At 71.3% G+C, this 20,700-nt stretch carries 16 protein-coding genes; 8 read left to right on the top strand and 8 right to left on the bottom strand.

All coding sequences use genetic code 11. The features are described from left to right. Positions 1 to 34: 34 nt before the first annotated feature. Complete coding sequence (locus ACFQVC_RS36725; protein ID WP_381838956.1) at positions 35 to 3,043, bottom strand: bifunctional [glutamine synthetase] adenylyltransferase/[glutamine synthetase]-adenylyl-L-tyrosine phosphorylase; 3,009 nt, start codon at positions 3,041 to 3,043, stop codon at positions 35 to 37. A 191-nt stretch (positions 3,044 to 3,234) separates the two neighbouring features. Here ACFQVC_RS36725 and ACFQVC_RS36730 point away from each other — a divergent pair, with 191 nt between their 5' ends. Further along, positions 3,235 to 3,657 carry a VOC family protein gene (locus tag ACFQVC_RS36730; RefSeq protein WP_381839117.1) on the top strand — a complete coding sequence of 141 codons (423 nt, stop codon included), beginning with the start codon at positions 3,235 to 3,237 and terminating at the stop codon, positions 3,655 to 3,657. Between the two features lie 109 nt (positions 3,658 to 3,766). On the opposite strand, the gene glnA is transcribed toward ACFQVC_RS36730, so the two are convergent. Beyond that, complete coding sequence (gene glnA, locus ACFQVC_RS36735) at positions 3,767 to 5,128, bottom strand: type I glutamate--ammonia ligase (protein WP_381838958.1); 1,362 nt, start codon at positions 5,126 to 5,128, stop codon at positions 3,767 to 3,769. A gap of 189 nt (positions 5,129 to 5,317) precedes the next feature. On the opposite strand from glnA, the gene ACFQVC_RS36740 reads away from it, so the two are divergent. Beyond that, the gene (locus ACFQVC_RS36740; RefSeq protein ID WP_381838960.1) at positions 5,318 to 6,010 is read left to right on the top strand and encodes a DUF3105 domain-containing protein; all 693 of its coding nucleotides are present in this window, start codon (positions 5,318 to 5,320) and stop codon (positions 6,008 to 6,010) included. A gap of 20 nt (positions 6,011 to 6,030) precedes the next feature. Continuing rightward, positions 6,031 to 6,654, top strand: coding sequence for a DUF305 domain-containing protein (locus ACFQVC_RS36745; RefSeq protein WP_381838962.1), 624 nt, complete (start codon positions 6,031 to 6,033; stop codon positions 6,652 to 6,654). A gap of 249 nt (positions 6,655 to 6,903) precedes the next feature. Here the strand turns inward: ACFQVC_RS36745 and ACFQVC_RS36750 are convergent, their stop codons facing one another. From ACFQVC_RS36750 to ACFQVC_RS36765, 4 genes are all read right to left on the bottom strand, one after another. Further along, entirely contained in the window at positions 6,904 to 7,905 is a 1,002-nt protein-coding gene (locus ACFQVC_RS36750; protein WP_381838964.1) for a hydroxyacid dehydrogenase, read from the bottom strand. A 54-nt stretch (positions 7,906 to 7,959) separates the two neighbouring features. Further along, positions 7,960 to 8,790, bottom strand: coding sequence for an alpha/beta fold hydrolase (locus tag ACFQVC_RS36755; protein WP_381838966.1), 831 nt, complete (start codon positions 8,788 to 8,790; stop codon positions 7,960 to 7,962). After that, positions 8,787 to 9,488 (bottom strand): DUF998 domain-containing protein, encoded by a 702-nt coding sequence (locus ACFQVC_RS36760; RefSeq protein WP_381838967.1) that lies wholly within the window; start codon positions 9,486 to 9,488, stop codon positions 8,787 to 8,789. The genes ACFQVC_RS36755 and ACFQVC_RS36760 overlap by 4 nt, the downstream gene beginning before the upstream one ends. A 193-nt stretch (positions 9,489 to 9,681) precedes the next feature. Further along, positions 9,682 to 11,109, bottom strand: a complete 1,428-nt coding sequence (locus ACFQVC_RS36765; protein WP_381838969.1) for a glutamate/gamma-aminobutyrate antiporter GadC — start codon at positions 11,107 to 11,109, stop codon at positions 9,682 to 9,684. Between the two features lie 85 nt (positions 11,110 to 11,194). Between ACFQVC_RS36765 and ACFQVC_RS36770 the strand changes: the two genes are divergently transcribed. The 4 genes from ACFQVC_RS36770 (at position 11,195) to ACFQVC_RS36785 (ending at position 16,808) form a co-directional block, all read left to right on the top strand. Then, the gene (locus tag ACFQVC_RS36770) at positions 11,195 to 11,866 is read left to right on the top strand and encodes a hypothetical protein (RefSeq protein ID WP_381838971.1); all 672 of its coding nucleotides are present in this window, start codon (positions 11,195 to 11,197) and stop codon (positions 11,864 to 11,866) included. Between the two features lie 128 nt (positions 11,867 to 11,994). Next, positions 11,995 to 13,656: a multicopper oxidase family protein gene (locus ACFQVC_RS36775; protein WP_381838973.1), complete on the top strand. Its 1,662-nt coding sequence runs from the start codon at positions 11,995 to 11,997 to the stop codon at positions 13,654 to 13,656. 213 nt (positions 13,657 to 13,869) lie between these two features. Then, positions 13,870 to 14,811, top strand: coding sequence for a DUF4190 domain-containing protein (locus ACFQVC_RS36780; RefSeq protein WP_381838975.1), 942 nt, complete (start codon positions 13,870 to 13,872; stop codon positions 14,809 to 14,811). Between the two features lie 242 nt (positions 14,812 to 15,053). Continuing rightward, positions 15,054 to 16,808 carry an NAD+ synthase gene (locus tag ACFQVC_RS36785; RefSeq protein ID WP_381838978.1) on the top strand — a complete coding sequence of 585 codons (1,755 nt, stop codon included), beginning with the start codon at positions 15,054 to 15,056 and terminating at the stop codon, positions 16,806 to 16,808. A gap of 91 nt (positions 16,809 to 16,899) precedes the next feature. Here ACFQVC_RS36785 and ACFQVC_RS36790 read toward each other — a convergent pair whose 3' ends face one another. Both ACFQVC_RS36790 and ACFQVC_RS36795 read right to left on the bottom strand, forming a co-directional pair. Beyond that, on the bottom strand, positions 16,900 to 18,102 hold the full coding sequence (locus ACFQVC_RS36790; RefSeq protein WP_381838981.1) for an MFS transporter: 1,203 nt from the start codon (positions 18,100 to 18,102) through the stop codon (positions 16,900 to 16,902). A 289-nt stretch (positions 18,103 to 18,391) separates the two neighbouring features. Beyond that, positions 18,392 to 19,411, bottom strand: a complete 1,020-nt coding sequence (locus tag ACFQVC_RS36795; RefSeq protein ID WP_381838984.1) for an endonuclease/exonuclease/phosphatase family protein — start codon at positions 19,409 to 19,411, stop codon at positions 18,392 to 18,394. A 367-nt stretch (positions 19,412 to 19,778) separates the two neighbouring features. On the opposite strand from ACFQVC_RS36795, the gene panB reads away from it, so the two are divergent. Then, positions 19,779 to 20,669, top strand: a complete 891-nt coding sequence (gene panB / locus ACFQVC_RS36800) for a 3-methyl-2-oxobutanoate hydroxymethyltransferase (RefSeq protein WP_381838987.1) — start codon at positions 19,779 to 19,781, stop codon at positions 20,667 to 20,669. Positions 20,670 to 20,700: the final 31 nt, after the last annotated feature.

Consider the following 20,700-nt stretch of genomic DNA (forward strand, 5'->3'; position numbering starts at 1 on the left):
CGCCGGGAGGCGGAGCCGTGCCCCGGAGCCGGGCTCAGGTGGCCGCGCCGTAGAACAGCTCCTCCACCACCTGCCGGGCCCGCCGGGTGATCCGCCGGTAGTCGTCGATCATCTCGCCGACCGTGCCGGGCCCGTACCCCAGATAGCGCCCCACCGCGGCCACCTCGCGCCCGTCCGACGGGAAAGTGTCGCCGGCCCGGCCCCGTACCAGCATCACGGCGTTGCGCACCCGGGTGGCGAGGACCCAGGCCTCGTCGAGGACCGCCGCGTCCTCCGTGGAGACGATCTCCGCGGCACAGGCCGCCGCGAGGGCCGTCCGGGTCCTGGTGGTGCGCAGACCCGGCTCGGCCCAGCCGTGCCGCAGCTGCAGGAGCTGCACCGTCCACTCGACGTCGGAGAGCCCGCCGCGCCCCAGCTTGGCGTGGAGCGTGGGGTCGGCGCCGCGGGGCATCCGCTCGACCTCCATCCGGGCCTTGAGGCGCCGGATCTCGCGCACCGCGTCCTCGCCAAGGCCCTCGGCCGGGTACCGCAGCGGGTCGATCAGCTCGATGAAGCGGCGGCCGAGGTCCTCGTCGCCCGCGACCTGTTCGGCCCGCAGCAGGGCCTGGCTCTCCCAGACGTGCGACCAGCGGCGGTAGTACGCCTCGTAGGACCGCAGCGTGCGCACCAGCGGGCCGCTCTTGCCCTCGGGCCGCAGATCGGCGTCGATGAGCAGCGGCGGATCGGATGTGGGCAGCTGCAGCAGCCGGCGCATCTCGGAGACCACGGTGTTCGCGGCCCGCGCGGCCTCCTGCTCGTCGACGCCTTCGCGCGGCTCGTGCACGAAGACGACATCCGCGTCGGAGCCGTAGCCGAGCTCGTGGCCGCCGAAGCGGCCCATGCCGATGACCGCGAACCGGGTGGGCAGCTCGTCGCCCCAGGTGTCGCGGACGACGGCGCGCAGGGTCCCGGCGAGCGTGGCCGCGGTGAGGTCGGACACGGCGTCGCCGACCCGGTCCACCAGCGCGCCGGGGTCCGCCTCCGCCGGGCTCTCCTCGGTGCCGTACGAGCCGATCAGGTCGCCGGCCGCGGTCCGGAACAGCTCGCGTCTGCGCACCCCGCGGGCCGCCGTCACGGCCTGCTCGGCGTCACTCGCGCGCTTCACGGCGGCGAGGATCTCCTGTTCCAGGTGGGCCCGGTCGCGCGGTTCGAGGCCCCGCTGGTCGCCGAGCAGGGCCACCGCTTCGGGGGCGCGAAGGAGCAGGTCGGGGGCGAGGCGGCCGGCGGACAGGACCCGGGCGAGGTTCTCGGCCGCGGCGCCCTCGTCGCGCAGGAGCCGCAGGTACCAGGGGGTCTTGCCGAGCGCGTCGGACACCTTGCGGAAGCCGAGGAGGCCCGCGTCGGGGTCGGCGGAGTCCGCGAACCAGCCGAGCAGCACCGGCAGCAGGGTGCGCTGGATGGCGGCCTTCCTGCTCACCCCGGAGGCCAGGGCCTCCAGGTGGCGCAGGGCCGCGGCCGGGTCCGCGTAGCCGAGGGCGACCAGGCGTTCGCGGGCGGCGTCCGTGGAGAGCCGGATCTCGCCCGGGGCGAGCTGGGCGACGGCGTCGAGGAGCGGCCGGTAGAACAGCTTCTCGTGCAGCCGCCGTACGACGGACGCGTGCCGTCGCCACGACCGGTTCAGCTCGGCGACCGGCTCGGTGCGCAGGCCGAGGGACCGGCCGAGGCGCCGCAGATCCCGCTCGTCCTCGGGCACCAGATGCGTACGGCGCAGGCGGTACAGCTGGATGCGGTGCTCCATGGCCCGCAGGAAGCGATAGGCCTCGTCGAGCTGGGCGGCGTCCGCGCGGCCCACATAGCCGCCCGCGGCGAGGGCCTTCAGGGCTTCCAGGGTGGAGCCGCTGCGCAGCGACGCGTCGGACCTGCCGTGCACCAACTGCAGCAGCTGTACGGCGAATTCGACGTCGCGCAGGCCGCCAGGGCCGAGCTTCAGCTCCCGTTCGATCTCCGCGGCGGGGATGCCCGCGATGACCCGGCGGCGCATCTTCTGCACGTCCGTCACGAAGTTGTCGCGCTCGGCGGCCTTCCAGACCAGGGGCGCGAGGGACTCGACGTAGGCCTCGCCGAGGTCCGGGTCGCCCGCGACGGGCCTGGCCTTCAGCAGTGCCTGGAACTCCCAGGTCTTCGCCCAGCGTTGGTAGTACGCCAGGTGGCTGGAGAGGGTGCGCACCAGCGGCCCGTTCCTGCCCTCGGGCCGCAGATTGGCGTCGACCGGCCAGATGGTGCCCTCGACGGTCGTGTCGGAGCAGATCCGCATCATGTGCGAGGCGAGCCGGGTGGCGGCCTGCATGGCCTTGGCCTCGGCGTCCTCCCGGCCCTGCGCCTCACCGGCCGGCTCGGCGACGAAGATGACATCGACGTCCGAGACGTAATTCAGCTCGTGGCCACCGCACTTGCCCATCGCGACCACCGCGAGGGAGCACACCGCGTCGTCGTCGGGCGCGGCGGTACGGGCGATGGCGAGGGCGGCCCGCAGCGTGGCCGTGGCCAGATCGGCGAGTTCGGCGGCGGTCTGGGCGACATCGGTGGTGCCGCACACATCGCGGGCGGCGATGGACAGCAGACAACGGCGGTAGGCGACGCGCAGCGAGTCGGGGTCGGTGGCCTCGGCGAGCTCTCCCTCGAACTCCTCCACACCCGGGTGCAGATCGGCGGCCTCGTAGGTCACCAGGGCCTGCCAGTCCCTGGGGTGGCGGGCCAGATGGTCACCGAGCGCCTCGGAGGCGCCGAGCACCCCGAGCAGCCGGTCGCGCAGCGGCTTCGCGGACAGCAGGGTGTCGAGCAGCAGCTGCCGCTCGGCGTCCGGCTGCGCCTCGGCGAGCCGCACCAGGCCGAGCAGCGCCAGATCCGGGTCGGCGGTGGCGCCCAGGGCGTCGAGGAGCACCGGGTCGGCGCGGACGGCGGCGAGCTCCGGGCTGTCGAGGAGGCGTTCGGCGGCGGAGGGATCGGTGAAGCCGTGCCGAAGGAGCCGAGTGAAGGTACTGCTTCTGCGGCCCGGCGCGGTCATGTTCGGCCTCCTGTCCGATCAAGGTCCGTCACGAGCCTATCCGCAGCGGCCACAACCGGGCCCACCGATGAGTTCCGCACTGCTGCGCGGACTGCGGCCGGCAGGCAGTATCGGCACCGGGAGGCCGTCAGTCCATGCCGAGCAGCACGTCCCGCGGCGACCGGCCTCTTCGGCACCCGAAGGAGCAGATCATGGAGTACACCCTCGAAGTCGTCGTGATCCCCGTCTCGGACGTGGACCGCGCCAGGGACTTCTATCGCGACAAGGCCGGGTTCAGCGTCGACTTCGACGGCGATGCGATGCCCGGCGTACGCGTGGTGCAGCTGACCCCGCCGGGCTCGGGCTGTTCCATCGCACTCAGCGACAACCTGGAAGCCCTCGGCGTCACCCCCGCCCCGACCCCCGGTTCCTACCAGGGCATGCAGCTCTGCGTCGCGGACATCCAGGAGGCCCACAAGGAACTGGTCGCCCGCGGCCTGGACATCACCGAGCCGGTGGTCCACGCGGAACAGGACGGCGGCACGTTCATGTATTTCAAGGACCCCGACGGCAACGGCTGGGGCGTCCAGGAGTACCGGGTGCGCGCGGAGACCCCGCTGCGGTCGGCGATCTGAGCGACCGGAACCTGCCGGTTCCTCTTGGAGGACCGGCAGGTTCTTCGGCTCTTAGGGGCTCTTGGAGCCTCTTGAAGGCTCGAAGGCTCCCGAGGGGTCCCGCAGACTCTTAAAGGACCGGCAGGTTCTTGCGCAGCTCGAAGGCCGTGACCTCGGAGCGGTACTCCTCCCACTCCTGCTTCTTGTTGCGCAGGAAGAAGTCGTAGACGTGCTCGCCCAGGGTCTCGGCGACCAGTTCGCTGCGCTCCATCAGGGCGATGGCCTCGCCGAGGTTCTGGGGCAGCGGCTCGATGCCCATGGCGCGGCGCTCGGCGTCGGAGAGGGCCCAGACGTCGTCGTCGGCGCCCGGCGGGAGCTCGTAGCTCTCCTCGATGCCCTTGAGGCCGGCGGCGAGCAGGAGGGCGTAGGTCAGATACGGGTTGGCGCCCGAGTCGATGGAGCGGACCTCGACGCGCGCCGAGCCCGTCTTGCCGGGCTTGTACATGGGCACGCGGATCAGGGCCGAGCGGTTGTTGTGGCCCCAGCAGATGTACGAGGGGGCCTCGCCGCCGGCGCCCGCGGTGCGCTCGGAGCCGCCCCAGATGCGCTTGTAGGAGTTGACCCACTGGTTGGTGACGGCGGAGATCTCCGCGGCGTGCTTGAGCAGGCCCGCGATGAAGGAGCGGCCCACCTTGGAGAGCTGGTACTCGGCACCCGACTCGTAGAACGCGTTGCGGTCGCCCTCGAAGAGGGAGAGGTGGGTGTGCATGCCCGAGCCGGGGTACTCCGAGAACGGCTTCGGCATGAACGTGGCCTGTACGCCCTGCTCCAGGGCGACCTGCTTCATGACCAGGCGGAACGTCATGATGTTGTCCGCCGTGGAGAGCGCGTCGGCGTACCGCAGATCGATCTCCTGCTGGCCCGGTGCGCCCTCGTGGTGGCTGAACTCGACCGAGATGCCCATGGATTCGAGCATGGTGATGGCCTGGCGGCGGAAGTCCATGCCGACGTTCTGCGGGGTGTGGTCGAAGTAGCCGGAGGAGTCCGCGGGGGTGGGCCGCGAGCCGTCGACCGGCTTGTCCTTCAGGAGGAAGAACTCGATCTCGGGGTGGGTGTAGAAGGTGAAGCCGAGGTCCGAGGTCTTGGCGAGGGCGCGCTTCAGTACGAAGCGGGGGTCCGCGAAGGACGGGGAGCCGTCGGGCATCAGGATGTCGCAGAACATCCGGGCCGTGCCCGGGGCCTCCGCGCGCCACGGCAGGATCTGGAAGGTCGACGGATCCGGCTTGGCGATCATGTCCGATTCGTAGACCCGGGCGAAGCCCTCGATGGCCGAGCCGTCGAAGCCGATGCCCTCGTCGAACGCCTGCTCCAGCTCCGCCGGGGCCACCGCGACCGACTTCAGGAAGCCGAGGACGTCCGTGAACCACAGGCGTACGAAGCGGATGTCGCGCTCCTCGAGCGTGCGGAGCACGAATTCCTGCTGCTTGTCCATAGCTACATCCTTGCAGTTCAGACGGTCTGTGCACCACCGCCCCGGCAACGGTTTGGGCCTTCAGTATCAGGGCCAGGGGTTTCCGCCAGATTACGGGTCCCTTGTGGCGTACGACATCCCGGTGACCACTACGATCAGCAGGCCCCGCCCGTACCCGTTCCCCGTACCTTTCCGCAGAAGGACAACGTCATGGGTTCCAGCAAGTCCCCTTCGAACGCGCGCAAGGCCCGAATAGAGGAGATGCGCCGGGCCGAGCGCGCACGTGAGCGCCGCAACCGGATCATCGCCATCACCGCGAGCACCGCCGTCGTCGCGGGGCTCGTGGGCTTCGGCTCGTATCTGTTCATCAAGGACAGGGACGAGAAGCAGAAGGAAGAGGCCCGGGTCGAGGCCCAGCAGAAGAAGCAGGAGAAGGAGCGCAAGGAGGCGGCGGCGCGGCCCATCGCGGACGAGAAGAACTGGGACGCGAAGAAGCTCGGCCGCAACCACGTCACCAAGCCCGTCACCTACCCGATGACGCCCCCGGTCGGCGGTGACCACGACCAGGTGTGGATGAACTGCAACGGCGACGTCTACACCAAGCCGATCCCGGAGAAGCACGCCGTGCACTCCCTTGAGCACGGCGCCGTGTGGGTCACGTACAACGGCAAGGCCGCGGACGCCGATCTCAAGCAGCTGGAGACCAGGGTCAAGGCGACGCCGTACTCCCTGATGAGCCCGGTGAACGAGCAGAAGGGCGCGATCATGCTCAGCGCCTGGGGCAAGCAGGTCACCGTGGACGGCGCGAAGGACCCGCGGGTGGCGAGCTTCTTCGCCAAGTACGTGCAGGGCAAGCAGACCCCCGAGCCGGGCGCCGCCTGCACGGGCGGGATCGCGCAGTGAGGCGGGCGGGGTGGGCCGCCGTGTCCGCGGTGATCGTCCTCGCCGCCGCCGGCGGCGGGGTGACGGCCGCGCTCGCGAACGGCGCGGAGCCCGGCCCCGCCCCGCGCCCGTCGGCGTCCGCGAAGCCCGCCACGGACTCCGCGGACGCGGGCTTCGCGCGCGATATGGCCGTCCACCATCAGCAGGCCGTCGAGATGTCCTTCATCGTGCGCGACCGCACGGACGACGAGGAGATCCGCAGGCTCGCCTACGACATCGCCAACACCCAGGCCAACCAGCGGGGCATGCTGCTCGGCTGGCTGGATCTGTGGGGCCTTCCGAAGGCGTCGGGCGAGCCGCCGATGGCGTGGATGGGCATGGCGCACGACATGGACGAAGGGCACGACGGGGCGCTGATGCCCGGCATGGCCACCAGGACCGAGCTCGCCCGCCTCACGAAGGCCGAGGGCAAGCGCGCCGAGATCCTCTATCTGCAGCTGATGACCGACCACCATAAGGGCGGGGTGCATATGGCCCGCGGCTGCGTGGAGAAGTGCGACGTGCGCGTGGAGCGGGACCTGGCCGACGGCATGGTGGCGGCCCAGGAGTCGGAGCTGAAGCTGATGGCGGAGCTGCTGCGCAAGCGGGGCTCGGGCCCGCGCTGAGGCCGGGGCGTCCGGTCCGGCACCGCGCGGGTGCCCGGTTACGCGGTCCGACGCCGCGCGGGTGCCCGGTTACGCGGTCCGGCACCGCGCGGGTGCCGGTTACGCGGTCCGACGCCGCGCGGGTGCCCGGTTACGCGGTCCGACGCCGCGCGGGTGCCCGGTTACGCGGTCCGGCACCGCGCGGGTGCCCGGTTACGCGGTCCGACACCGCGCGGGTGCCGGTTATGCCATGCGTGCCAACTGCGCGCGTCATGCCATGCGTGCCAACTGCGCGCGCGTGACCTGGCCCTGCAGATCCTCGCCCGCCACGAACCGCTCCACCTCGCTCACGGCGTACGCGCCGAGGCGGCGTACCTCTGTGCCCTGTGCGCCGGCGATGTGCGGGGTCACCTGGACGTTGGGCAGGGAGAGCAACGCGTGCTCCGGGGGCAGGGGTTCGGGGTGGGTGACGTCGAGGTACGCGGAGAGGCGGCCCGTCGCGCACTCGCGGGTCAGGGCGTCCGTGTCGACGAGTGCGCCCCGCGCCGTGTTGATCACCGTGCCCCCGTCGGGCATGGAGGCCAGCAGCTCGGCGCTCAACAGGCCCTGTGTTTCCGGAAGTTCGGGGGCGTGGACCGTCACGATGCCACTGCGGGCGCACAGTTCCCCGAGCGATACGAGATCCGCCCCGAGTCCCTCGGCCTCGGCCCGCCCGACGTAGGGGTCGGCGAGCAGCACCCCGTGCCCGGCGTCGGACGCCCTCAGTGCCGCGATGACGCGGCGGCCTATCCGGGACGCCCCGATGACCCCGATGACGCGGCCGTCCAGGCCGGGCCGCTCGGCGAAGGCCGGCCAGGACCCGGAGTACCGGGCGGCCGCCCCCAGTGCGTCCTTCGCGGCGAAGGTGATCGCGGCGAGCGTGAAGGCGACGACGGGACCCGCGTTGGCCTCCGCCGCGGACGAGACCACGATGCCCCGCTCCCAGACCGCGTCGGTGACCAGCGGCTTGACCGAGCCCGCGGCGTGCACGACGGCACGCAAGTGCGGTGCGCACGCGAGCACTTCGGCGGTGAGCGGCGGACACCCCCAGCCGGTGACCAGGATCTCCGTACCGGCGAGCACCGCGCGCGCCGCCGCATCGGTGAGCGGGCCGGTCAGCGGCTCGGCGGCCAACTCCGCGCAGGCGCACAGGCGTTCACGGAGCTGTGGCGGAAACGCCAGGTCCAGCACCTCGCCGCCCATCGCAAAGGCCGTACTCGGTCTTTCTGCCACTCGGCGTCACCCTTCTCGGAGGTACGCGGCAACAGTAGACGGCCCGCCACGGCCTCAGGCGGCCTGGTCGAGCACCGCTTCCGCCACGTCCTGCGGCCGGTCGAGCATCACCAGGTGCCCCGCGTCCGGCGAGCACCGGAACTCCGCGCCGAGCAGCCCGGCGAGGCCCCGCTGCCGGGTCAGCCAGCGATCGTCCGCGCCCGCCGCGAGCACGGTGACGGGAAGACCGGCCGGAAGGCGGAACTGGCGTCGTACGTAGATGAGTTGCGCCGCCTCGTCGAGATAGGTGGCGTGCTCGTCGAACACGGCGCGCAGGGAACGGCTGGTGCCGTACGCCTTGCGCACCAGGTCGTACGGGGCGGGGTCGCCGCCGCCCGTACGGGACAGCCGCACCGAGGCGCGGCGCAGCAGCGGGCCGAAGGCGTTCGGCATCCCCGCGGCGCTCAGCACCAGGGCGCACGCGCGCGTGGCGCCGGTTCTGAGGGCGGGCGCGGGGCGCGGCCTCGCGTCCTCCTCGACACTGGAGTCGACGAGCACCAGCCCTTGCGTACGCGCCGGGTGGAGACGGGCGAACGCCTCGCAGTGGAAGCCGGCCAGGGAGTGGCCCACCACAGTGGCGGGCCCTTTCAGGCCGCAGGCGTCCAGGACGCCGCGGATCCGGTCGGCCTCGCCGGTGAGGGACGGCAGCACGCGCGCGGGGGCACTGAGCCCGAGCCCCGGCCGGTCGAAGCGGACGACGGTGCGGTGCGGGGCGAGCAGCGCGGCCACGGCGTCCCAGTCGTACCAGGCCATGCCGAGCCCCGGCGAGAGCACGCAGACCGGACCCGAGCCCTCGACCACCACGTGGTGCGGCACTCCACCGATACGTACGAAGGAAGTCGTCATCGCGCTCCATGATCGGCCATGGGGCGGCGCGCGGGGCGGGCGGGCTCCGGACGACGGAGGAGGGCGAACGCGAAGAGGCCGAGCCATACCGCGATGATCAGCACCTGCGAGCGCTGCCCGAGCCCCAGGAGCCAGGTCCCCTTGCCCGCCTCGAAGGCCGCGACGGAGGCCAGGGTCCATACGGTGACGGCCAGTTGCAGCCCTACGAGCCAGGGCCCGAACCGGGCGAGCGGTGCCCACATCGCATACCGGCGCGCGGCCACGGTCAGGGCCACGATGCCGACCAGAGCGCCCGTGACGGCGAGGGAGCTGCTGACGGCGTGTGCCGCGTGGGTGGCGGGGACCAGGCCCGCGGTCTCCCTGGCGGCGCACTCCGGATCGGCGGTCGGGGTGCAGCTCAGGGGCAGCCGTGAGTCGGTCGCGGTGGCGGCGCCGAACAGGAGCAGCCCCGCCCAGCCGGCCCGCGCCCAGGCCCGGTGCGGCCGCAGCCGGACGAGACCCCACAGGGCGCCGGCGAGGACCAGGAGCCCGGCGGCGAGATCGGTGGCCCTAAAGAGCCCGCCGAGCGGCTCGCTCTCGGCGGCGAGTTCACTGACGTAGGTGCGTATCGGGTCGAGACCCGTGGAGATGACGACTTCGAGGACCCACGCGGTGTACGCGACGGCACCGAGCCCGAGCAGCACGGCGACGGCCCGCACGGCACGGGGGTGAGGCGTGCGGGACAGGCGGGACGGGCGAGATGGCTGAGGCGCGGACATAGTGGGGCAAAGCTTACGTGTACCCACAAGCGCCGCTCATGGCGGTTTTCCGGAGCCGGAGCCGGAGGCGCCGGGGGTCGGCGGCATTCGGGGTCAGCGGTGTTCATCGGTGTTCGGGTCAGCGATGTTCGGGTCAGCGATGTTCGGGATGGATCCAGCCCGGCTTGCGGAACTTCAGGAAGGCGAGCGGCGCGGCCAGGCCGAGCAGCACGAGACCGCCGCCGACGATCAGCAAGTACCGCCACAGCGGGGCGCCGCCGAACTGGTCGGGCGGCACGAAACCGATCACCATGGCGGCGAGCGAGGCCACGAAGCCGACGGCCGCGACCACACGCACGGCGGGCACGTAGAAGCCACGCGGCCGGTCCGGCTGGGTCTTGCGGAGGCGGACGACGGCGATGAACATCAGCAGATACGCGATGAGATAGATCTGCACGGTGATCACCGAGAACATCCAGTACGCGGACGAGACATCCGAGCTGAACGCGTACAGGACACCGATCAGGGTGGTGATCACACCCTGCGCGACCATGATGTTCTGCGGTACGCCGTACTTGTTGAGGCGCTGCAGGAACGGCGGCAGATAGCCCTCCTGCCGCGACAGCTGGACCAGCCCCTTCGCGGGCCCGGCGAGCCAGGTGAGCATGCCGCCGAGCGCGGCCGTCACGAGCATGATCCCGACGACCTTCGTCAGCCAGCCGACCCCGAAGTGCCCGAAGAACGCCTCGAAGGCCTGCATCAGACCGGCCGTCAGGCTCAGTTGCCCGGACGGCATCACCCAGCTGATCGCCAGGGCCGGGAGGATGAAGATCAGCAGCACAAGGCCGGTGGCCAGGAAGATCGAACGCGGGTACTCGGAGCGCGGGCTGCGCAGCGAGGACACATGGACGCCGTTCATCTCCATGCCCGCGTACGACAGGAAGTTGTTGACGATCAGCACCAGGCTGGCCAGGCCCGTCCAGGGCGGCAGCCAGTGGCCGGGGCTCATCGACGCGGCGGACGGATTGCCCTGGCCGAGGAAGACGATGCCGAGCGCGACCAGGACGACACCGGGGATCAGGGTGCCGATGACCAGACCCATGCTGGAGAGGCCGGCGACGGTCCTGGTGCCGCGCGAGGAAACCCATACGCCGGTCCAGTAGATGACGATGATGACGATCGCGACGTAGAGGCCGTTCTCGGCGAGGCTCGGGTGGATGACGTACGCGAAGGTCGAGGCGACATACGCGAGCAGGCTCGGGTAGTAGGCGATGGTCATCGCGAACTGGCACCACACCGCGAGGAAGCCGAGCGGCTTGCCGAGCGCCTCGCTGACCCACCGGTAGATGCCGCCCGTCCAGCCGGAGGCGAGTTCGGCGCCGACCAGGGCCGTGGGCAGCAGGAAGACGACGGCGGGCAGCAGGTAGAGGAAGACCGCCGCCAGCCCGTAGATCGCCATCGAGGGCGAGGGCCGCAGGCTCGCCACCGACGCCGTCGTCATCAGGGCGAGCGTCACCCACGAGATGAACTGGCGTTTCGTACCGTCGTCGGCGGTGTCCCCGACCTGCTCGCTGGTCGTCATGCACTCCATGATCAACGCGCCTCCGGCTTCCCGCACGCCGGAACCCGGCCGCGCCCCCTATACCCGCCAGGGGTAAGGTGCGGCCATGACGTTTTCGAGGGGCGCGCGAGCGCGGTGCGGACGGCTGCTGCTGTTCGCCGCGCTGCTCTTCGGGATCGTCACGATGCATACGCTGGGGCATCCGGCGGGCGAGCACGCGGGGATGTCCTCAGACGAGCACACAGGGATGTCCGCGGGCGAGCACACGGGGATGCCGGCCGGTGAACGTATGGGACCGGTGGGCGAGCACGCTGTCACGGGCGGCGGCCACGCCGTCACGGGCGTGGGCCAAGCTGCCGTGGGCGTGGACCAAGCCGCCGTGGCCGTGGGCCCGGTGTACGGCAGCTCGGCCGGACATGAGGCGGCCGCCGCTCCGCTCGGCATGGGCGGCACCAGTGCCGGTACCGGTACCGGAACAGAAGCCGCCGGACCGCATGCCACCGGGCCGGATGTCACCGCGGGGGATGCCTCCGGACCGGATGTCACCGGACCGGATGTCACCGGACCCGGGGATCCCGCGCACGGCATGAACCCGATGGCCGTCTGCCTGGCCGTGCTGTTCGGCGCGTTCACGCTCGCGCTCCTGATCGCCGCCGTACTGCGCCCGGGGACGCCCTCCGCGCCAGCGGCGCCGCGCGCACCGCCGCTGCGTCTGCGGTGGCCCGCGCCTCCCCCGCCGAGAACCCTGCTCTCTCGTCTCTCCGTGCTGCGGATTTAGGCCGACGCCCAGGCTGCTTCGAACTGCTGTGCCCAGGAGTGGAACCTCCGGGCGGCGAGCGGTGTACCAGAAGCAGCAGACGCGACCAGCCGCAAGCACACCAGCAGATGACGAGGTGTTACACAGTCATGCGCACACCCACGCGCCGCACCGTCCTCGGTGCCTCCATCGCCGCCGTCGGCACCGGCGTCCTGGCCGCCTGCTCGGGCTCCGGGCCGGGGTCCCACTCGGGGCACGGAGGCTCGGCCGCACCGGAAGGCTTCGTCGACCCCGCGGGCAAGGAGGTCGAGGCCGCGGAGAAGAAGCGCGGCACCGGCCCGGTCCGCGAGGTCCGCCTCACCGCCACGAAGACCAAGCTCGACCTCGGCGGCCGCACGGTCACGTCCTGGGCGTACGGCGACGCCCTGCCCGGCAAGGAAGTCCGTGTCACCGCGGGCGACACCCTCGCCCTGACCCTCGCCAACCACCTGCCGCAGGCCACCTCACTGCACTGGCACGGCCTGGCCCTGCGCAATGACATGGACGGCGTCCCCGGCCTCACCCAGAAGGACATCGCCCCGGGCGCCGACTTCACCTACCGCTTCGCGGTCCCCCACCCGGGGACGTACTGGTTCCACCCCCACTCCGGCACCCAACAGGACCGCGGGCTTTACGCACCACTGATCGTCGAGGACCCCAAGGAGCCCCTGAAGTACGACAAGGAGTGGGTCGTCGTCCTGGACGACTGGGTCGACGGCGTGGACGGCTCGACCCCGGACGGCGTGCTCGCCGAGCTCAAGGGCGGCATGGGCGGCGGCCACGACATGGGCGGTGACAGCGGCGGCAGCGGCGAAGGCACCGACGGCAGTGGCGGGCACGAGGGCCACGACATGTCGAACATGTCGATGGCGCTGGACCCCCGCACCGGGAAGGCCCGGCCCCAGTCCCCCGGCCCCGAGCCGTCCGGCCCCTCCGGCCCTTCCCGGATGATGATGGGCGCCAAGAGCGATCTGCTCGGAGGTGACGCGGGCGATGTGGCATACCCGCACTATCTGGTCAACGGCCGGACGGCGGACGCCCCTTCGGAGTTCCGCGCCAAGCCCGGCGACCGCATCCGCATCCGTTTCATCAACGCCGGCGGCGACACCGCCTTCCGGGTCGCGCTCGGCGGCCACCGGATGACGGTCACGCACACCGACGGCTTCCCCGTGCGGCACGCCGAGACGGACGCACTCCTCCTCGGCATGGGCGAGCGGTACGACGTCCTGGTGACCGCGGGCGACGGCGTCTTCCCGCTGACCGCGCTCGCCGAGGGCAAGAAGAAGTCGGCCCTCGCCCTGCTGCGCACCGCCGGCGGCGCGGCCCCGAAGCCGGATGTCCGCCCCAAGGAGCTCTCCGGCAAGCTGCTCACCGCGGACAAGCTGACCGCGGCCGAGTCCGCCGCCCTGCCCTCGCGCAAGCCGGACCGCACCATCAAGCTCCGGCTCACCGGCGGAATGGCCAAGTACGACTGGGCCTTCGACAAGAAGCCCTACGACCCGTCGGTCCGCCACCCCGTCAGGTCCGGCGAGCGTGTCCGCCTCGTCTTCGCCAACTCCACGACGATGTGGCACCCCCTCCATCTGCACGGCCACACCTTCGCCCTGGCGAACACGGCGGGCGGCCCCCGCAAGGACACGGCGGTGATCCTGCCGAACGGCACGCTGAGCGTGGACTTCGACGCGGACAACCCGGGCCTGTGGATGATCCACTGCCATAACGTCTACCACTCGGAAGCAGGGATGATGACGGTCCTCGGCTACCGCTCCTGACGACGGCCCGACGCCGGGCGTGGGCACGCCCTGCCCACTCCCCGCCCACGCCCGGCCCCGCCTCGTCCCGGACTGCGAAGCCGTGCCCCTCGCGTACAACCTTGGGCGCCATCCGGATGTCCTTCAGGCGCGGGATCAGGGAACGGGATGCGAAGGAAAGCCCGCGCACCGTGCGGTGACCCCGCCTCCATCGCTCTTCCACGAGGACCAGACATGACCGCGCCCAGCGACAACAACCCCGAACCGCCCAATCCTTGGGCCCCGCCGCCCGCCGGCCGGCCGATGGCACCCCCGCCGCCCATGTATCCGATGCAGCAGATGCCGCACACGCCGCATATGCACCCGATGCAGCCGCCGCGTAACGGCCTGGGGGTCGCGGCTCTGGTGGTCGGACTCGTCGGGGCACTCTCCGGGGTCGTGCCGTTCCTGTTCTGGCTCGCGGGCGTTCTCGGGGTACTGGCCCTGATTTTCGGCCTGGTGGGGCATGCCCGCAGCCGCAGGGGCGAGGCGACGAACAAGGGCATGGCCCTCGCCGGTGCGATCCTCGGCGTGGTCGCCATCGCGCTCGCCGCCATATGGGCCGCGGTCATCGTGATGGCGGTGAAGGACGTGGCCGACGACATCAGGGAGGACACGGACCGGCACAACGCGTCCACGCCCACCCCGGGCACGGACTCCTCCGACGACTCGGACGGCTCCGACAACCCCGAGGGCGCCGGAGCGGACGACGGCAGCGGGGCGGACGACGGCAGCGCCGAGCCGCTGAAGTTCGGCGAGACCTTCGGCTACGACGACGGAGTCAAGGTCACCGTGAGCAAGCCCAGGGCATACAGCCCGGACGAGTTCGCCTACGGCCACAAGAAGGGCCACAGGGCCGTACAGCTCACCATCACGATCATCAACGGCAGCAAGAAGCCCATGGACATCACCTCCGCCCTGCCCTCCATGCGGGACGCCAAGGGCGCGGAAGTCGAAATGATCTTCGATGGCAGCAATGCCACGAAGCCGTTCGAGGGCAAGGTGCTCGCCGGCAAGCGGGCCGTGACCCAGTTCGCCTTCTCCGTACCCGCCGATGCCGCGAAGGACATCCAGCTGACGTTCGGCCCGGAGGTCATGCGGTACGAAGACCGCATATGGGCGGGCTCGGCGCAGTAGGGCCCGCGCACCCCGGCCGAGGGCGGGCCGGGGGTGAGCCACCACCGGCCCACCCCCGCAGCCCCGAGCCCTCAGCTCTGAACCCTGCCCTCCGCTCTGAGCCCCGAGCCCCCGAGCCCTGAGCCCTCGGTCCCGGACGCGCCCCGGGCGAGCGCCCCCGGGGCGCCCTCGCGCTTCCGCGTGGGCCGGGCCAAATTTCCCCGCCACGACATCGCGTCGCTCTGACGATTACACTGAGCGGCGTGCCTCAACTACGCCTCGCCTTGAATCAGATCGATTCGACCGTCGGCGATCTCGCCGGCAACTCCGAGTCGATCGTGCACTGGACCCGGCACTCCGCCGAGCAGGGCGCCCACCTCGTGGCGTTCCCGGAGATGGCCCTCACCGGCTACCCCGTCGAGGACCTGGCCCTGCGCCCGTCCTTCGTCGAGGCGTCCCGGGGCGCGCTGCGGGCGCTCGCGGCGCGCCTCGCCGACGAGGGCCTGGGCGAACTCCCGGTGATCGTCGGCTATCTGGACCGGTGCGAGACCGCGCAGCCCAAGTACGGCCAGCCCGCGGGCTCCCCGCAGAACGCGGCCGCGGTACTGCACCGGGGCCGGGTGGCGCTCACCTTCGCCAAGCACCACCTGCCCAACTACGGCGTGTTCGACGAGTTCCGCTACTTCGTGCCGGGCGACACGATGCCGGTCGTACGCGTCCACGGCGTCGACGTCGCCCTCGCCATCTGCGAGGACCTGTGGCAGGACGGCGGCCGCGTACCGGCCACCCGGTCCGCCGGGGCGGGCCTGCTGATCTCCATCAACGCCTCGCCGTACGAGCAGAACAAGGACGACACCCGGCTCGAACTGGTCCGTAAGCGGGCGCAGGAGGCCGGATGCACCACCGCGTACCTCGCGATGATCGGCGGGCAGGACGAGCTGGTCTTCGACGGGGACTCGATCGTCGTCGACGCGGGCGGTGAAGTGGTCGCGCGGGCCCCGCAGTTCGCCGAGGGCAGCGTGATCCTCGACCTCGATCTGCCGGCCGCCGCGGCCGAGCCGCCCGCCGGCACCGTGGACGACGGGCTGCGGATCGAGCATGTCGTCCTCTGCGCCGACCCGCTGCCCGCGTACGAGCCGGAGCTCACCGGTGGTTACGCGGACCGGCTCGACGACGACGAGGAGGTCTACTCGGCACTCGTCGTCGGCCTTCGCGCCTACGCCGCGAAGAACGGCTTCCGGTCCGTGCTGATCGGTCTCTCCGGGGGCATCGACTCGGCGCTCACCGCGGCCATCGCCTGCGATGCGCTCGGCGCGCAGAACGTGTACGGCATCTCGATGCCCTCGAAGTACTCCTCGGAGCACTCCAAGGGCGACGCCGCCGAGCTGGCCCGGCGTACGGGGCTCAACTTCCGTACGGTCGCCATCACGCCGATGTTCGACGCGTATATGGACTCGCTCGGGCTCACCGGGCTCGCGGAGGAGAATCTGCAGTCGCGGCTGCGCGGCACGACGCTGATGGCCCTCTCCAACCAGGAGGGCCATATCGTCCTCGCCCCGGGCAACAAGTCCGAGCTGGCGGTGGGCTATTCGACGCTCTACGGCGACTCGGTGGGCGCGTACGGCCCGATCAAGGACGTCTACAAGACCGCGGTCTTCCGGCTCGCGAAGTGGCGCAACCGTGCGGCCGAAGAGCGCGGCCAGACGCCGCCCATCCCGGAGAACTCCATCACCAAGCCGCCGAGCGCGGAGCTGCGCCCGGACCAGGTGGACACGGACTCGCTGCCCGACTACCCGGTCCTGGACGGCATCCTGGCGATGTACGTCGACCGGGACCAGGGCGCGGACGAGATCATCGCCGCCGGGTACGAGCAGGAGACGGTGACGAAGGTGCTGCGGCTAGTGGACTCCGCGGAGTACAAGCGGCGCCAGTACCCGCCGGGCACGAAGATCTCCGAGAAGGGCTTCGGCAAGGACCGGCGGCTGCCGATCACGAATCGGTGGCGGGAGTCGGGCTGACCGCCCATCACCCTTGGGGCTCTCCCCCAAGCTCCCCCGGCGGTGCCTCGGCAGCCGGGGGAGCTTGAACAGCCAAGCCGCACAACCCAGCTCAGCTCACGTGTTCCCGCACGGACTTGGCGCCGCTGCCCGCGACCACCCGCGAGGGCTCGGGGCCACGGTCGAGCAGCCCCGCGAGCACCGCGATCCCCAGGCCCACCGCCGCCAGTACCGCGCCCACCAGGGTCGGGGACATCCAGCCCCAGCCGGCCGCGATGGCCGCGCCGCCGGCCCAGGCGCCGCCCGCATTGGCGAGGTTGAAGGCGGAGTGGTTGGAGGCGGAGGCGAGGGTCGGGGCGTGGGCGGCCTTGCGCATCACCAGCATCTGCAGCGGTGTGGTCGTCATGAAGCCGACCGCGCCGAGGATCACGACAGTCACGAGCGCCGCCCACCGCACATGGACCGTGAAGTCGAAGGCGAGCAGGACCACGGCGAGCGCTCCGAGGGAGCCGTAGAGGGTGGGCCGCAGGGCGCGGTCGGTGAGCGGGCCCGCGACCAGGGCACCGAGGGTCATACCGATACCGAAGAGCGCGAGCACCAGCGTCACCGAGGACTCCGACATGCCCATGACCTCGGTGGTCATGGAGGCCAGGTAGGAGTAGACGGCGAAGACACCGGCGAAGCCGAAGACCGCGGTGAGCAGGCCGAGCAGCACCTGGCGGTTGCCGAGGGCGCGCAGTTCGTGGCGGAGGTTCTGGGTGGCGTCCATCGGGACGTACGGCACGAGCTTGGCGAGCGCGGCCATGGCGACCAGGCCGATGGCGGCGACGACCAGGAAGGTGGCCCGCCAGCCGAGGTGCTGACCGAGCAGGGTCGCGGCCGGGACGCCGACGATATTGGCGACGGTCAGGCCGAGGAACATCGTCGCCACCGCCCTGGCCTGGCGCCCTTCGCGGACGAGACGGGCCGCGACGACCGCGCCGACGCCGAAGAACGCGCCGTGCGGAAGCCCGGCGAGTACACGGCCCGCGGCGAGCGAGGCGAAGTTCGGGGCGAGCGCGGAGGCCAGATTGCCGACCGTGAAGACGGCCATGAGCAGCACCAGCATCTTCTTGCGCGGGACCCGGGAGCCGAGCGCGGTGAGCAGCGGGGCACCGATGACGACGCCGATGGCGTACGCGGAGACGAGGTACCCGGCGGTGGGCACGGAGGTGCCCAGGTCGTCCGCGACATTGGGCAGCAGGCCCATCATCACGAACTCGGTGGTGCCGATACCGAAGGCGGAGACGGCAAGCGCCAGCAGCGCCACAGGCATGAGAGACCCTTCAAAAGTGCAGCAGGAGGTCAGGGACGTACGAGGTACGAGGCAGGCGGCAAGGGCACCCGCATTAGTTCTCGTACGGAACAAAGTCTCTCAGGCGATGTATTCCTGCCGGTTAACGGCGGATGTCAGAGCGCGGATGTCCGAGCACGGACGTCGGGCAGCGGACGTCAGACAGCGGACGTCAGACAGCGGACGTCAGACAGCGGACGTCAGACAGCGGACGTCAGACAGCGGGCGTCAGACAGCGGGCGTCAGACAGCGGATGCCGGGCGCCCGGATGTCAGAGCTTGACCGACGCCGCGAGCGGCAGATGGTCGCTGCCCGTCTGCGGCAGTGTCCAGGACGACTCCGGCTCCATGCCGCGCACCATGATCTGGTCGATCCGCGCCATCGGGAACGCCGCGGGCCAGCTGAAGCCGAATCCGTCGCCCGCCGCGCCCTGCGTGGAGCGCAGCTGCGAGGTGACCGGGGACAGGGCGCGGTCGTTCATGGTGCCGTTGAGGTCGCCGAGCAGCACCACGTTCTTGATCGGCTCGTCCCGGATGGCGACACCGAGCGCCTCCGCGCTGTTGTCGCGCTGTCCGGCCGTGAAGCCCGCGTTCAACTTGACCCGGACCGACGGCAGATGGGCCACGTACACCGCGATCTGGCCCTTCGGGGTGTCGACGGTGGAGCGCAGGGCGCGGGTCCAGCCCAGCTTGATGTCCACGGGCCGGGTGTCGCTCATGGGGTACTTGCTCCACAGGCCGACCGTGCCCTCGACCGCGTGGTACTTGAACGTCTGCGCCAGGGCCTGCTTGTACGCGGGCGCGGCCTCCTGGGTGAGCTCCTCGAGAGCCACGACGTCCGCGCCGGAGGCGGCGAGCTCGCGGGCGGTGCCCGCGGCGTCGGGGTTCTCGGCGTTCACGTTGTGCGTGACGACGGTGAGGTCGCCGCCGCTGCCCGACTTGTCGAAGACGAGGCCGCCGAAGAGGTTCACCCACACCATCGCGGGCAGCACGACCGCGATCAGGGCGGTGGCCGACTTCCGTACGAGCGCCAGGACGAGCAGCAGCGGGACGCCGAGGCCGAGCCACGGCAGGAAGGTCTCGATGAGGCTGCCGAGGTTGCCGACGGTGTTGGGGATGTGTGCGTGCAGCAGCATCACCAGGGCGAGGAGCACCGCGAAGACCGCGAGGGCGATGCCACGGCGCCAGATCCGCCGGTCACCGCGCCAGCCGTCGAACAGGCGCCGGAAGCGGGACCCCGAGTGCTCGGGCCCCGAGCTGTTCCCCGTCTCCGTCATGTACGCCTGCGCCATACCGTCGCCTCACTGCCCTGCCGTGCACACCGTCCCCGTCCCAGAACCCTAGGCGATACCGGTGTCTGCCTTTGCCGCCTGTGACGGCCGTACGAGGTCGAGGACGACGGAGGAGAGCACGGAGTTCCGTATCGGCGCAGGCCAGCGGCTCCTGTGACGAAACGCGCATATTCGGCGGAGGTTCGGGGGCGCGGGTTCAGACCCGGTTCATCTGCGCACGCGGCGCCGCGTCGAGGACCTTCCGGCGGCCCCGTCCGATGCGATTCCCCAGGGTCGCCCTAGCGCGGCCCTGACACGAAGTGCCACCATGGGTGGTGATCCGGGGACGCCGTCAGGGCGCCTCGAGATGACTGAAGGAGCCGTTGCAATGACGCAGATTTCGGCTGCCCAAAAGCCTGCCCAGACGCAGGCGGCCGACAGCAGCAAGGCGCTGTACGGGGGCATTCCCGGCAAGAGCAGCACACGCCGCATCACCGTTCGCGATCTCACCGGCGCCAAGGAGCGCGGCGAGAAGTGGCCCATGCTCACCGCGTACGACGCGATGACCGCTTCCGTCTTCGACGAGGCGGGCATCCCCGTCCTGCTCGTCGGTGACTCCATGGGCAACTGCCACCTCGGGTACGAGACCACCGTGCCCGTCACCCTCGACGAGATCGCCCTCCTCAGCGCCGCCGTCGTACGCGGCACGAGCCGGGCGCTCGTCGTCGGCGACCTGCCGTTCGGCTCGTACCAGGAAGGGCCCGTGCAGGCGCTGCGCTCGGCCACCCGCCTGGTCAAGGAGGCGGGCGTGGGCGCCGTGAAACTGGAGGGCGGCGAACGCTCCCTCGCGCAGACCGAGCTGCTCGTGCAGTCCGGCATCCCCGTGATGTCGCACCTGGGCCTGACCCCGCAGTCCGTGAACACCATGGGGTACCGCGTCCAGGGCCGTGGCGACGAGGACGCCCACCGGCTCCTGCGGGACGCCAAGGCCGCCGAGGCCGCGGGCGCCTTCGCGGTGGTGCTCGAACTCGTCCCCGAGGAGCTCGCCGCCGAGGTCACCCGCTCCCTGCACATCCCCACCATCGGCATCGGCGCGGGCGCCGAGTGCGACGCCCAGGTCCTGGTGTGGACCGACATGATGGGCCTCACCAGCGGCAAGCTGCCGCGCTTCGTGAAGCAGTACGCGCAGCTGCGCACCGTCATGGGCGACGCCGCCAAGGCCTTCGCCGAGGATGTCGTCGGCGGGGGCTTCCCGCAGGCGGAGCACGCCTTCCACTGAGCCACCGCGGCACCACCTACAGCCCGCCGAC

It is taken from the genome of Streptomyces monticola, from assembly GCF_042665355.1.
In the GTDB taxonomy this organism is placed as follows: domain Bacteria; phylum Actinomycetota; class Actinomycetes; order Streptomycetales; family Streptomycetaceae; genus Streptomyces; species Streptomyces monticola.

What these genes read in the sequence shown, in the direction of transcription:
- ACFQVC_RS36725 (WP_381838956.1), bottom strand. Translation starts at nt 3,043, where the DNA reads ATGACCGCGCCGGGCCGCAGAAGCAGTACCTTCACTCGGCTCCTTCGG.
- ACFQVC_RS36730 (WP_381839117.1), top strand. Translation starts at nt 3,235, where the DNA reads ATGGAGTACACCCTCGAAGTCGTCGTGATCCCCGTCTCGGACGTGGAC.
- glnA (WP_381838958.1), bottom strand. Translation starts at nt 5,128, where the DNA reads ATGGACAAGCAGCAGGAATTCGTGCTCCGCACGCTCGAGGAGCGCGAC.
- ACFQVC_RS36740 (WP_381838960.1), top strand. Translation starts at nt 5,318, where the DNA reads ATGGGTTCCAGCAAGTCCCCTTCGAACGCGCGCAAGGCCCGAATAGAG.
- ACFQVC_RS36755 (WP_381838966.1), bottom strand. Translation starts at nt 8,790, where the DNA reads ATGACGACTTCCTTCGTACGTATCGGTGGAGTGCCGCACCACGTGGTG.
- ACFQVC_RS36765 (WP_381838969.1), bottom strand. Translation starts at nt 11,109, where the DNA reads ATGACGACCAGCGAGCAGGTCGGGGACACCGCCGACGACGGTACGAAA.
- ACFQVC_RS36770 (WP_381838971.1), top strand. Translation starts at nt 11,195, where the DNA reads ATGACGTTTTCGAGGGGCGCGCGAGCGCGGTGCGGACGGCTGCTGCTG.
- ACFQVC_RS36775 (WP_381838973.1), top strand. Translation starts at nt 11,995, where the DNA reads ATGCGCACACCCACGCGCCGCACCGTCCTCGGTGCCTCCATCGCCGCC.
- ACFQVC_RS36780 (WP_381838975.1), top strand. Translation starts at nt 13,870, where the DNA reads ATGACCGCGCCCAGCGACAACAACCCCGAACCGCCCAATCCTTGGGCC.
- ACFQVC_RS36790 (WP_381838981.1), bottom strand. Translation starts at nt 18,102, where the DNA reads ATGCCTGTGGCGCTGCTGGCGCTTGCCGTCTCCGCCTTCGGTATCGGC.
- ACFQVC_RS36795 (WP_381838984.1), bottom strand. Translation starts at nt 19,411, where the DNA reads ATGGCGCAGGCGTACATGACGGAGACGGGGAACAGCTCGGGGCCCGAG.
- panB (WP_381838987.1), top strand. Translation starts at nt 19,779, where the DNA reads ATGACGCAGATTTCGGCTGCCCAAAAGCCTGCCCAGACGCAGGCGGCC.